This window comes from Candidatus Mycalebacterium zealandia, from assembly GCA_014075295.1.
In the GTDB taxonomy this organism is placed as follows: domain Bacteria; phylum Desulfobacterota_D; class UBA1144; order Nemesobacterales; family Mycalebacteriaceae; genus Mycalebacterium; species Mycalebacterium zealandia.
Genome location: CP046180.1, coordinates 176,270 through 188,824 on the forward strand (window position 1 = coordinate 176,270; position 12,555 = coordinate 188,824).

9 protein-coding genes and 1 tRNA gene are annotated in these 12,555 nt (G+C 49.8%); 3 read left to right on the plus strand and 7 right to left on the minus strand.

What is annotated here, in order from left to right; genetic code table 11:
* Both GKS04_00905 and GKS04_00910 read right to left on the minus strand, forming a co-directional pair.
* Window positions 1-369, minus strand: a complete 369-nt coding sequence (locus GKS04_00905) for an integration host factor subunit alpha (GenBank protein ID QMU55754.1) — start codon at window positions 367-369, stop codon at window positions 1-3.
* The gene (locus tag GKS04_00910; protein ID QMU55755.1) at window positions 296-2,707 is read right to left on the minus strand and encodes a phenylalanine--tRNA ligase subunit beta; all 2,412 of its coding nucleotides are present in this window, start codon (window positions 2,705-2,707) and stop codon (window positions 296-298) included. The genes GKS04_00905 and GKS04_00910 overlap by 74 nt, the downstream gene beginning before the upstream one ends.
* A 75-nt stretch (window positions 2,708-2,782) precedes the next feature.
* Here GKS04_00910 and GKS04_00915 point away from each other — a divergent pair, with 75 nt between their 5' ends.
* The 3 genes from GKS04_00915 (at window position 2,783) to mnmE (ending at window position 6,089) form a co-directional block, all read left to right on the plus strand.
* Window positions 2,783-3,922: a hypothetical protein gene (locus GKS04_00915; protein ID QMU55756.1), complete on the plus strand. Its 1,140-nt coding sequence runs from the start codon at window positions 2,783-2,785 to the stop codon at window positions 3,920-3,922.
* Window positions 3,923-3,989: 67 nt separating this feature from the next.
* A complete protein-coding gene (locus GKS04_00920; GenBank protein QMU55757.1) occupies window positions 3,990-4,673 on the plus strand; it encodes a hypothetical protein in 684 nt (227 codons plus the stop codon).
* An 18-nt stretch (window positions 4,674-4,691) separates the two neighbouring features.
* Window positions 4,692-6,089, plus strand: a complete 1,398-nt coding sequence (mnmE, locus tag GKS04_00925; GenBank protein QMU55758.1) for a tRNA uridine-5-carboxymethylaminomethyl(34) synthesis GTPase MnmE — start codon at window positions 4,692-4,694, stop codon at window positions 6,087-6,089.
* Window positions 6,090-6,571: 482 nt separating this feature from the next.
* On the opposite strand, the gene GKS04_00930 is transcribed toward mnmE, so the two are convergent.
* The 5 genes from GKS04_00930 to GKS04_00950 all read right to left on the minus strand — a co-directional run bounded on the left by GKS04_00930 (window position 6,572) and on the right by GKS04_00950 (window position 12,474).
* Window positions 6,572-7,411 (minus strand): hypothetical protein, encoded by an 840-nt coding sequence (locus GKS04_00930; GenBank protein ID QMU55759.1) that lies wholly within the window; start codon window positions 7,409-7,411, stop codon window positions 6,572-6,574.
* 8 nt (window positions 7,412-7,419) lie between these two features.
* A complete protein-coding gene (locus tag GKS04_00935) occupies window positions 7,420-8,664 on the minus strand; it encodes a hypothetical protein (GenBank protein QMU55760.1) in 1,245 nt (414 codons plus the stop codon).
* Between the two features lie 14 nt (window positions 8,665-8,678).
* The gene (locus tag GKS04_00940; GenBank protein QMU55761.1) at window positions 8,679-10,679 is read right to left on the minus strand and encodes a 4Fe-4S dicluster domain-containing protein; all 2,001 of its coding nucleotides are present in this window, start codon (window positions 10,677-10,679) and stop codon (window positions 8,679-8,681) included.
* A gap of 145 nt (window positions 10,680-10,824) precedes the next feature.
* Window positions 10,825-12,375, minus strand: a complete 1,551-nt coding sequence (locus GKS04_00945; protein QMU55762.1) for a 2-isopropylmalate synthase — start codon at window positions 12,373-12,375, stop codon at window positions 10,825-10,827.
* Window positions 12,376-12,400: 25 nt separating this feature from the next.
* A tRNA-Gln gene (locus tag GKS04_00950) sits at window positions 12,401-12,474 on the minus strand.
* Between the last annotated feature and the right edge of the window lie 81 nt (window positions 12,475-12,555).

Here is a 12,555-nt window from a genome sequence, read left to right on the forward strand (position 1 = left end):
TCAATCCGTTTTTGAGTTCGCCTTATCACGCAAAATCCTGCTGGGCTTGAAAACAACGTCGTTTCTCGGAGGGATGAACACCTCTTCACCGGTCGCGGGATTTCTGCCTTTTTTGGGCTTTCTCTTTTTCACATGCAGGGTGCCGAAACGGGGCAGTTTTACGGAATTGCCCTCTTTTAGGGCTTCTTTCACAGTTTGAAAAAAGTAGTCCACAATGTCGGCGGACTCCCTTTTTGAAAGCCCGAGGTTTGCGTGAATTGAGTCCGCCATGTTTTTTTTCGTCACGGCCATTGCTTCACCTGATTTGAGCCCCGAAAAGGTCGCCCAGAGTGCGGGAGGCTTTTTCGCAAACCGAGTTCGCCTCTTCATCGGTAAGGGTTTTTTTCGCCGAGCGCAAAAGCATTGAAACACCCACGCTTTTCATATCTTTTCCGACTGATTTGTCCTCAAAAAGGTCAAAAATCCATACGCGCTCAACAAGGGGGCTAACCCCTTGTACACCCGATATTACATTTCCTATTTCCAAATCCTTTTTCACAAGAAACGCCAAATCGCGCCTGAGCGAAGGGAACTTGGGTAAAGGTGAAAAAACCACCTCGCCGCCACCGTTGCAAGAATAAAGTTTTTCAAGACTCAGTTCAAGCGCGACCGCGCCCGCAATCTCAAATGCGCGGGCGGTGTCGGGATGAATCTCGCCAATGTCTCCAATTTCCGTGCCGCCTGCGAAAATCCGTGCGCTTTTGCCCGGATGAAAATGCTTTTTGTTAGAACCCGGCTTGAACTCCACCGAAAAGAGAAAATCCTCATCGCCGCCCGCGAAAAGCTTCAGGATTTTTTCAAACAGCCCCTTCATATCAAAGAAATCAAAGCCCCCGCTTTTCCATAAATCCGGCTCGCCCTCTCCCGCCGCAACCGCGGCAAAAACCCTTTCCTCTTCAGGCAATTCTCCGTTGCTTTTCGGGAAAAACACCCTGCCTTCCTCAAAAAGCCGCGCGTCCGCACACTGCCTTGAAAGGTTGAATTTGAGATTTCTCATGAGCCCCGTGAGCAGAGTTGTTCTCATTGCCGACATCTCGTTTGAGATGGGATTGTTAATTCCAAGCGCGGCCTGAGAACCAAAAATCCGTAAAAGTTCGGGGTTGTCAAAACCGTAGTTCACCGCTTCGCAAAAGCCGGATAGAAGAAAAGCGTTTTTTATCGCGTTTTCCCGTACGGCGCGTCCGCTCACCTTTTGCGCCGTTACGGTTATGTTGGGCTCGGTCTGCGGGATGGCGTTGTATCCGATAAGGCGTGCCATTTCCTCAAAAATATCGGCTGCGCGCGAAACATCGGGCCTGAAAGAGGGAATCTTCACGCTAATACCTTCCGAGCCGGACTTTGAAACCTCAAAACCCAAAGAGGTAAGAAGCCGCTCCGTTTCGTCTGAGGGTAAAGAGGTTCCGAGAGTTTTCCACATTTTTTCAAGAGAGACTTCCACCTCGCGCGGCTCTTCCTTGATTGAATAAACATCGGAAAATCCGCATGGTTCGGAGCCGCCCGCAACCTGATTTATTATCTCCGCGACCCGTTTGAGCGCGGCCGGAGCGGCGGTTGGGTCAACCCCTCTTTCAAACCTGTAAGACGCCTCGGATGACAGTTTAAGCCGTTTGGAAGTCCGCCTGATTTGCGAGGAATTGAAGCACGCGGCTTCAATCAGTATGTTTTTTGTCGATTCGTTCACGCCGGAATCCTCTCCGCCCATCACTCCCGCGATTGCCACCGGTCCGTTCGCATCCGCTATGACAAGGTCTTCAGCGTCAAGATCATATTTTTCCGAATCAAGCGCCTTTATTGATTCGCCCGCGACCGCTCGCCTCACGGTTAGCCCGTTCTTTATGAGGTCCGCGTCAAACGCGTGAAGGGGCTGTCCGAATTCAAGAAGAACAAGATTTGTAGCGTCAACAAGGTTGTTTACAGGCCTGATTCCGCAGGCGGAAAGGCGGGCTCTCAGCCACAGCGGAGAGGACTCAATGCGGACACCGTCCATGCGGACACAGCAGTAGCGCGGACAACCGTCTTTGTTTTCAACATTCACCTTGGCGCCGCCCGTTTTGCCTATTCCGTCCGCGCCGTTTGCAAGAGAGGGCGGAATTTTCAAAGCCCCGCCGGTCGCAACCGCTATTTCGCGCGCGATGCCTATGATGCTCAGGCAGTCGGGACGGTTCGGCGTAACGGCAATTTCAAGCACGGTGTCCTCAACACCCTCAATATCAGCGAGCCGTGTTCCCGGGACGACTGAATCCCGCAGTATCATAATCCCGTCCGATTTGACCGGAGAAAGCCCAATCTCGTTTTCACTGCAGAGCATTCCGCCCGATTCGCTCCCGCGGATTTTCGCGCGTCTGATTGTCATTCCTTCCGGATTTGAGGCAGTTTGAGGCATCTCCGCTCCCGGAAGCGCGAGAACGACCATGTCGCCCGCTTTCATGTTTGACGCTCCGCAGACAATTTCGTGAGAGGTTGCGCCGTCCGTAACGGAGCACAGAGACAGACGGTCTGCATTGGGATGCGGACGGACTTTCTCCACCCGCGCGGAGACGATTTTATCGTGGGCAAGCGGAGTAATTGAATCCACTTCAAGACCCGCCATCGTGAGAATCTCCCCGAGTTCAAAGGGGAAAAGGTCAAAATCAACGTATTCTTTAAGCCATTTTACAGTCGTTTTCATTAAAAACCGTCCGCTAAAACCGGTATTATTGTAAAATCAGTTGAGATATAAATCAAACCGTCGCCCCCGCCGCTTATGAAAAAAACATCTTCTCGGAACCGCATAGCGCACCGCATAGAGGAAGAGATAAAAAAACACGGTCCAATTACCTTTGAGAAATTTACCGGGCACGCCCTCTATGATGAGGATGACGGATACTACCGGTGCGGAAAGGCGGAAATAGGAAAAAAGGGGGATTTTTACACAAACCCGGCGGCGCATCGGGCTTTCGGGGAGACGCTTGCGCGGGTTATCAGCGATTTGAGAAACAAAATCGCGCCCGGCGCTGATGAAAAAATAACTGTTCTGGAAGTCGGCGGCGCGAACAGTGTTCTCGCGTCTGATATTCTGGACTCCCTTGCAAGAACTGACCCCGAAACTTACGGCGCGGTTCAATACTCTCTACTTGACCTTTGCGAGCCGCGAAAATGCGCCGCCTCGGGTGTTCATCCAAATTTCCGCAGAATAAAAAGTCTTGCCGATGCGGGTCATACAACGGGAATTATCCTTTCAAATGAGTTGTTTGACGCGATTCCGTTTCATCGGCTCGTGTTCAGAGGCGGAAAAATACGGGAGATTTTCGTCTCGCTCGGGGAAGACGGATTTACTGAAACCGAGAGCGTTCCTTCAAGCGCGGATTTACTGAAATACTTTGACCGGTTCGGCGGTGCTGAGGAAATGGGGTTTTTAGAAGGACAACAGTTTGAAATACGCCCCGCGGCGGCAAAAATGCTGAAACAGATGGCTGATACGCTCGTCAAAGGCGTGATTTTGACCATAGACTACGGCTTCCGGGCGCGTGAACTGTTCAGTCCGGACAGGGTGGGTGGAACATTCAAGTGCGTTTCTGAGCATAAAATCAACGAATCCCCATACGAAAACATCGGAAATCAGGATATAACGGCGCATGTTGACTTTGAAAACCTTGAGAAAGCTGGAGAGGTGTCAGGTCTTGCAACGCTTAAATACACAACACAGGGACAATTTCTTGTTGACTGGGGAATAATAGATGTCGCCGGGCAAAATCCGGACGAAATACTCGCCATCAAAAACCTTTTCATGCCCACAATGATGGGAGACTCTTTCAGGGTTCTTATGCAGTCAAAGAACGCGCCGGAACTCGCGCAGGGGTTTTATCCCGAAAGCCCCCTCAGGATTTCATTCGGCGTGGATTGAGATTGCTTGACACTCTCGCTTCTGTCGTTAGAGTAAAGCCCATCTTCAAAGTGTGAGGTTCAGACAAATGAGCGACTCAATCTACAAAAACAACATCGGGCCCGAGATGGGCAAATTCAAAGAAGCAAACCCGGAAATGCTTGATGCGTGGATGGCATACCACGACAGCGTTTTTACCGACGGCGCGCTTTCAACGAAGGAAAAACAGCTTGTTGCGCTCGCGGTCGCGCATATCACGTCCTGCCCTTACTGCATAAGGTCGCGCACAACCGCTTCTCTCAAAGCCGGAGCGACTGACAAAGAGATTGTTGAGGTGATTTACGTGGCGATGCGGCTCGCGATGGGCGCTCCCTACGCCTTCTCAAGCATAGCATTTGAGGCCTGGGACCACATGGAACAGAAGGTTAATCTCGCCGAAGGGCATTTTTTCAAAAAAAACATCGCACACGAAATCACCACCTTCAAAGAGCAGAGCGGAGACATTAAGGAGCCGTTTGAAGCGTTTCATGAAAAAACCTTTGAAGACGGCGCGCTCACGAAGAAATTCAAGCGCGGAATAGTCGCTCTCGCCTGCGCTCTGGTAACAAAATGCCCTTACTGCATAAGGTCATGCGTCAGAGACGGAAAAGCCGAAGGCGTGAACCCTCAGGAAATAGCAGAAACCGTTAACGTTTCAATGGTTATGGCCGCAGGCGCGTGCTGGGCGCATTCGTCCATAGCGATGGAAACAATCGCGAAAGCGGAAAAATAGCCGCCTCTTCAACGCTTTTTGACACGATCCTGCAAAACAGCAACGGTAGCGGAAGACACCATATCCGCAATCTCCACACCGCCCGGCAAAGGCGGAATATGTGTTATCCGAATAAGCGGCGAACGCTCACTCGCGGTAATCCGCGAGATTTTTATGTTTCACGGGAAACATAGGAACTTTGAGCCGCGCATAATGTATGCCGGAAACATCGTTGACCCCTCGGATAAAACCCTTGTTGACAGCGCGATGTGCGTTTTTATGAAGGCTCCCAATTCGTACACGGGAGAGGATTCGGCGGAAATTCACTGCCATGGCGGAACCGCATGTTCGGAGAAGGTAATGGAACTCACTCTGAAACACGGATGCGCTCCCGCCGGACCCGGAGAATTCACACAGAGGGCGTTTCTTAACGGCAAAATGGACCTTGCGCAGGCTCAGGCAGTCGCAGACATCATAAACGCGCAGACTGAACTGGGGCTCCGACAGGCGGGGCTACAACTCGCCGGAGGGTTGTCTGAGCGGATAAACAGGACTAAAACACGTCTTCTTGAGCTGCTTGCGGAAATTGAAGCCCGAATAGATTTTCCTGAGGAGGAAACGGGTGAAGCGGTGGCGGAAAGTCTAAAAAAAGTGGCTGAAAGCGTCCGTGAAAATCTCCACTCCCTGCTGTCCACATACGCTGCGGGCAGTCTTATACGTGAAGGCGCCGGAGTTACCATAGTTGGTAGGCCCAATGTAGGCAAATCCAGTCTTATGAACGCCTTGCTTGGCAGAGAGCGCGCAATAACAAGCCCTGAACCGGGAACAACAAGGGACTACATTGAAGAGCAAATCTCTATCAAAGGCATAACAGTAAGACTCACGGACACTGCGGGAATGAGAAACGCCCAAAGCTCGGCGGAAAAAGCCGGAATTGAAATGGCTCAAGACAAAGCGCTTGGCGCGGATTTGCAGATTCTTGTGTTAGACGGAAGCAAACCACCCTCCGGTGAAGATGTGAAAATGGTTGAAAAAGCGCCCGAAAACACCGTTGTCTCAATCAATAAAGCGGATCTGCCGCAGGATGACGGTTTCAAAACGGACAGGTTCGGTGAGAAAAAGACCGTTCACACATCGGCAAAAACGGGTCAAGGTGTTGAAGAACTAAAAGAAGCAGTAAGAAAAACGCTTATGGAAAACACCGGAACCGTTGAGAGCAATGAAGCGGCTCTGACGGGCATACGCCAGAAACAGGCGGTAGAAACCGCGCTTGAAGCCGTAAACGTTTTTTTTGCGCTTGTTGAACAGAAAGAATCGCTGGAAATACTGTCAATAAAGGTCAAAGAGGCGATGGATTCACTCGGCGAGATAACCGGCGAAACTACGACCGAAGAGATGCTCGGAGTTATTTTCGGGAAGTTTTGCATAGGGAAGTAACGGGGAAATTGCAATGCTTTTGATACTTTTTTGATTTCAATTGTGGTTGCGCAGGGAAGTTTTCTTTGGGTGGCGAATTCTTATTCCATAAACCACTATCGCCGCGCCGCATGGAAACTCCGAGTTTGGGTTTTATTTGCGCTTGGGCTTACATTGAGGGGGTGCCTCTAATGACTGAACGCCACATTTATTTTTCAAGTACACGGAAAAATCATTTCCGCCCAATCGAGCGGACGACACGAACTTGGAGCGCGCCCCGAAAACGGCGGAATACGGACGCTCCGGGACATGGCGGAGATGGAAAAATATACACATGGCTTGCGGCGGCAAACGCGACCGTCAATGCCAACAAGCACCTGCGCTTAAATGTGGATGAACTGTTGAACCCTTAAGTCTGAAGCGAATGTTTCACGGGAAACATTCGCATTTCTTCAAAAAAATTATCAGGAGGTGTGGAAAAGCTAAGGGTCAGGTCTTGCTTGTTACCATTGAAACGCCTTCAACAAAAGGGCTGTCAGTTGTTTGTACGAGTTATCCACAGATGTGGAAAAGTTAAGGGTCAGGTCTTGAAGACTAATTTTTTCCACAGGAGTTATTCCCGAAACGGAATTTGTGGCAAAAACAAAGCCCGCCTGAGCCAAATCCCCGGGATTCAGACGGGATTCAGATACAGAAAAGCCGTTACGGGCTGCTATATCCATCAGAACGCCTCTTGTGATACCGGGAAGTATCCCGCAGTCGGTGGAAGGGGTGAAAAGTTCGTTTTTTTCTCCCCAAAAGATGTTACGGCATGTTGTTTCGGAAACACAGCCGTCCGCCGAGGAAAAAAGGGCATCATCAAAACCGCTTTCCCGCGCCTCTCTCATTGCCACAACGTTTCCAAGATAGTTCAGAGATTTTATTCCTGCAACAGGGGAACTGCTTCTTGAATATCCGTTAAAAACTATTTTCAGGGAAATATCCGCCGGGTTGTCCGTTATTTCGCTTATGGAAATCACGGTTTGAAAATCATCCGGTACGGAAAAAAAAGGCGCGAAAGAACCTCCGGAAACAAGACAGACTTTAACGGCACAATCGGAAAAACCGCTTTTTTCAACGCATTCGTTAATTTCTTCAACAATTTTTTTACCGTCCGGGGCGGGCATTTTTAGAATAAGCGCGCCGTGAGTAATTCTTTCAATATGTTTTTGCAGAAAAACGGGAGATGATTTTTTCCACCTCATTGTTTCAAAAACTCCGTCTCCGTAAAAAAACCCTCTGGGGAAAATTCCGTTAATATCGGGAACCTGTTTTTTTTCAATGTAAATTCGCTGATTTTTCATAAAACTTTTTAAATATTCATCGCCGAAGCATTTTTTAACGCTTTGAGTTTTAATGCCGTTTCCTCAAACTCTTTTTCGGGATTTGAATCCCATACAATTCCCGCTCCGCTCCAACAAACCGCCTTCTGCGGAAAAAATTGCAGGCACCTTATTGAAACACTCAGGCGAAAATCACCGTTTGGATAAAAAATTCCCGCCGCGCCGCAATAAGGCCCGCGTGAATGCTCTTCAAGGGAATCAATAATTTCAAGCGCTTTTGTTTTCGGCGCGCCCGTTACCGAGCCGGGCGGAAAAGTTTTTTTAATTATTTCCGACGCGGAAATATTTTTTCTAAGCATTCCCTCTATTTCAGATTCCATGTGAAAAAGGGTTTTATACGGTTTTATATTAAAAATTTCCCGGGTTCTAACGGTTGACGGAACGCATACTCTGCTTAAATCGTTTCTCATAAGATCCGTTATCATCAAGATTTCCGCTTTTTCCTTTTCGTCAACCGTAAGCGCCCGGCGTAAACGGCGGTCCTCTTCGGCATTTTTTCCTCTTTTTATTGTCCCCTTTATGGGACGCGAAACAATTTTGTCATCGGTTTTTTCAAGAAACAATTCCATTGAACCGCTCAAAAATTGAAAACATCCGAAATCCAGATAAATCGCAAACGGAACCGGCTGAGAATCAAAAAGACTCATAAAAAGTTTCAGGGGATTTTCCTTCGGGGAAAAATCCCACGCCTCTGATATGTTTACCTGATACACATCGCCTTTTTTTATGTGTGATTTTATTTTATTCACGTTTTCAATAAAACGCCTTTCACGCAAATTTAAATTAGAGGGAAAACCGCTCGGGGGTGGGGCACCGCCGTTAATAAAAGGCGCCTTTGCGGCAGAAATCTTATCTGTGTGTGTGATTGCTTCGGGGCGGTAAAAATGAAAACTCAAAAGCGGCGCGTCAAGACCGCCGGATTTTTCGCTCATTTTTCCAGCAAGGCGGCGTCCATCATCGGTTTTTTCCAAATATTCATACGAAAAAAAACCGACAGCCAAATATCCTTCAGCGGTTTTTTTTTCTATTTCACAAATGGGGTCGCCTTTTATTTGACAACTTGTTTTTCCGTCTGAAACAACGGCACCGGAAACGCCCGATGAAAGAGTGAAGTCCGGCTTTGAAAAAGTCATGCTTCCGCCCGAAGTGTCTCCGAGCCAGCCGCCTCCGGAGTCAAGAAGCAGGGCGGACGGAAATTCATCTCCGGTCGGCATGGGTTGAAAACCGCCTAATCGGTCTTGTTCACGGAATCCCTGAGAATTTCGGCGACGTCTTTCACTTTAATGTCTTCGGATTTGCCTTTGAATTTTGCCGCGTCCTCAAACATGGTGTTGCAGAAATAACAGGCTGTCGCCAGAGTGTCGGGGTTCATTTCTTCAGCTTCTTCAAACCTGTTCCAGTTAACCCTCGGCGCCTCTTCTTCCGCCCAAACCTTTCCTCCGCCCGCACCGCAGCAGAAACTGTTGCGTTTTGAGCGTTTCATCTCAACGAGGTCAATGCCGGATATGGATTTCAAAATCTCCCTTGGAGAGTCGTAAATCTTGTTGTATCTACCTATGTAGCAGGAGTCGTGGTATGTGATTTTCTCTGAAATCTCTCCCTGAGGGGTGATTTTCCCCTGCTTTACAAGATCAAGCAGAAAATCGGTGTGGTGAACCACCTCGTATTCGCCGCCGAACTGCGGATATTCGTTCTTTATGGTGTTGAAGCAGTGCGGGCAGTTGGTAAGTATTTTCTTCACCTTCAAATCGTTCATCGTCTCAATATTTTGACCGGCAAGCTCCTGATAGAGAGCCTCCTCGCCGAGCCGTCTGGCAGGGTCGCCGCTACATGTTTCCGAAGGTCCCATAACGGCGAAATCCACGCCCGCCTTCAAGAGAAGATCCACAACGGCTTGAGAAACCTGCTGTCCACGCGGGTCAAACGCGCCGAAACAGCCCATCCAGTAAACAACATCAACTGGTTCGGCGCTTTCAAGGTCTTTTCCGAGAACACGCACGCCATCCATTTCGGAAATCCATGACGCCCTGTCCGCTCCGTCAAAACCCCACGGATTGCCGTGAGTTTGAAGTTTTTGCAAAGTTCGGGTCGCCGGGCCCGTCAGCCGTCCCTCAAGAGTCAAAAATCTGCGCATTTCAACAATTTTGCCCATCTGGTCTATGAACAGCGGACACTGCTCAACGCAGGCGTTACAGGTTGTGCAAGCCCATAGTTCATCGGGAGTTATCCATTCCGTGGACGCTAGTTCCGCTCCTTCTCCGGCGGCGATTTTTCCGTCCGCGATGTCTTTGCCTTCGCTTGAAACGTAGTGCCTCAACTTCACGACAATATCGCGCGGGGAAAGAACCTTTTCCGTGTTCCAAGCCGGGCAGTTGTCCGTGCATCTGCCGCATTCAGTACAGGTGTAGGAATCCATCAAGTCTTTCCAACTGAAATCCTCAATTTTGCCCGCTCCAAAGTGGTCAATGTCTTCGGGAATGTCCTCAAAATCTATCTTGGGAAGCGCGCCGCGCGGGTTGAGATTCTGAAAGAAAACATTGAGCGCGGCCGTGAAAACATGGCTGTGCTTTGAGTAGGGCAGGTAGTTGAGAAAACCGAGAAGTATCAGAACGTGGAACCACCAGAAAAACTCGCGCCAGAACACCTGGCCGGTTGCGGACATCGTAGAGAAAAGCCCCGCGAAAAGCGACGAAACAGGCAAAAACTCCGCGGGCGCTCCGCCAAGAGCGATTCGCGCTCCGGTGTAGAGGAACGCCGTCATCACAAGCCCGAAAATAAGTCCCAGAACAACAACCGCGTCCGGTCCGTTCACCTCCCTTCTTTTACCAAAAGTGAGGCGGTTCGTAACTCCCATGCACAGCGCCAGAATCACAAGCGCCTGAGTTATGTCCAGAGCATATTCGTAGTAGTCATGCCCGATTCCGGGAATGAGTTTGAATCCGCTTTCGGGAAAGAAAAGCCCGCTCACGAAAATCTCAAAAGTGCCAATGGAGATAATGATAAATCCCCAGAAAATCATAAAATGCTCAATTCCCGCAAAGGTGTAGTTCTGCCACAGCCGCCGCTGTCCGAAAACATAGATAAAAACGCGTTTTAGCCGCTCGCCGATTTGGTCAAACCGGTTGTCTTCTTTTTTTCCAAGCCGTAAAAGGCGGGTCAGGTTGTAGATGTTGTAAAAGAAAAAGCCGAAAGAGGCAACAAGAACGACTGTCATTATAAGCGGTTTCATAACTCACTCTGCATGCGGACTCGCCGCGAACTGCCAGACTATATTAAAGAGGCGGCGTGAAAGGTCAAGAAACAGAAACAAGTTGAACCGCTCGGGCGGTTTGTCTTATGCAGGAAGCAAAAGTCCGCTACAACGAACAGAAAAACTAAATCCCGTCTTTGACCCTTTCCTCTTTCCGGCTTCTGCGCCACCTGAGACGGTTAAGCGCGTTCACAAACGCCTTTGAGCTCGCGACTATTATGTCCGTGTCCGAGCCCCTGCCGCGTGAAAAAACGCCCGCATCCTCATCGGCGATGCGAACTGTAACCTCTCCCTGCGCGTCCGTGCCGCCCGTTATGGCGGAAATTCTGTAACTTTCCAGTTTCGGAAACTCCCCGGTCGCCTCTTTTATCGCCTTGTAAGCCGCGTCAACCGGACCGCCGCCCGTGTTGGTGCCGGAAATCTCTTTTCCGTCCGCGAGAAGTTTCACGGTCGCCCCCGCGGTCGCGCTTGAACCACCCGTGAACTCCACATCAATAAACTCGTAGTAATCGGATTGCCCCATAAACTCCTCGCTTATGAGTGCTTCAATGTCTTCGTCAAACACGTATTTCTTTTTGTCGGCGAGGTTTTTGAACTTTAGAAACGCCTTTTCAAACTGATTGTCATCAAGATCGTATCCGAACTCATCAAGACGGTCTCTGAATGCGTGCCGTCCCGAATGTTTTCCCAGAACAATGGAGTTTGAGGATATGCCCACGTCTTCAGGCTTCATAATCTCATAAGTGATTCTGTCGCTCAAAACGCCCGCCTGATGTATGCCCGCCTCGTGAGCGAAAGCGTTTGCGCCCACAACAGCCTTGTTCGGCTGAACCGCCACACCTGTAACCTGCGAAACAACCTTGCTTGACGGGTATATCTGCTCGGTTGAAATACCAGTTTTGTAAGGATTTTTGTCGCCTCTGACCCTGATTGCCATAACGATTTCTTCAAGCGAGGCGTTTCCGGCTCTTTCTCCGAGCCCGTTTATTGTGCATTCCACCTGACGAGCTCCGGTGGCGACCGCGGCAAGCGAGTTCGCGACCGCGAGTCCCAAATCGTTGTGGCAGTGGACGCTCAAAACAATATCGTCAATCCCTTCAACATTCTCCCTTATCTGTCTGATGACTCCGGTGAACTCTTCGGGCACCGTGTAGCCGACCGTGTCGGGAATGTTGATTGTGGACGCGCCCGCTTTTATGGCTAGAGAGACCACTTCGCAGAGATAATCAATATCGGTTCGTGTGGCGTCTTCGCATGAAAACTCAACGTTGGAGGTGAATTTCCGCGCGTAAGCGACCGAATCCGAGGCAATTTTCGCAACTTCGGCGTGCGATTTTCTGAGTTTGTGTTTCAGATGAATATCCGAAGTGGCGATGAAGGTGTGAATTCTGGGGTTTTCCGCCTTTTTCACCGCTTCCCAGCCGCGGTCTATGTCGCCTTTGGCGGCTCTGCACAAAGCGGCAATTTCGCAACCGCGCACCCTTTCCGCGATTTGGCGCACGGAGAGAAAATCCTCCTCCGAAGAAATGGGAAAGCCCGCCTCTATAACGTCAACGCCCAGCCGTTCAAGTTGAAAAGCGACCCGCAGTTTCTCCGAAGCGGTCATTCCGCATCCGGGCGCCTGCTCACCGTCCCTGAGGGTGGTGTCAAAAATCTTCACATAGTTATCAGGCATTGTTCTGTCTCTTTCGGGCGCGGAGTGGCTGGGGGACTGGGATTCGAACCCAGACTAGCGGTTCCAGAGACCGCGGTACTGCCGTTATACTATCCCCCACCTTAGCAGGTTAATATTACATAAACCGCCGTCAATTTGAACAGTTTTGCTGTAGGAAGTAAAATCCGCCTGATTGCGATT

Coding starts and splice junctions, on each gene's coding strand:
- GKS04_00945 (QMU55762.1), bottom strand. CDS start 12,375: ATGCCTGATAACTATGTGAAGATTTTTGACACCACCCTCAGGGACGGT.
- GKS04_00915 (QMU55756.1), top strand. CDS start 2,783: ATGAAAAAAACATCTTCTCGGAACCGCATAGCGCACCGCATAGAGGAA.
- GKS04_00935 (QMU55760.1), bottom strand. CDS start 8,664: ATGCCGACCGGAGATGAATTTCCGTCCGCCCTGCTTCTTGACTCCGGA.
- GKS04_00920 (QMU55757.1), top strand. CDS start 3,990: ATGAGCGACTCAATCTACAAAAACAACATCGGGCCCGAGATGGGCAAA.
- GKS04_00940 (QMU55761.1), bottom strand. CDS start 10,679: ATGAAACCGCTTATAATGACAGTCGTTCTTGTTGCCTCTTTCGGCTTT.
- GKS04_00905 (QMU55754.1), bottom strand. CDS start 369: ATGAAGAGGCGAACTCGGTTTGCGAAAAAGCCTCCCGCACTCTGGGCG.
- GKS04_00930 (QMU55759.1), bottom strand. CDS start 7,411: ATGAAAAATCAGCGAATTTACATTGAAAAAAAACAGGTTCCCGATATT.
- GKS04_00910 (QMU55755.1), bottom strand. CDS start 2,707: ATGAAAACGACTGTAAAATGGCTTAAAGAATACGTTGATTTTGACCTT.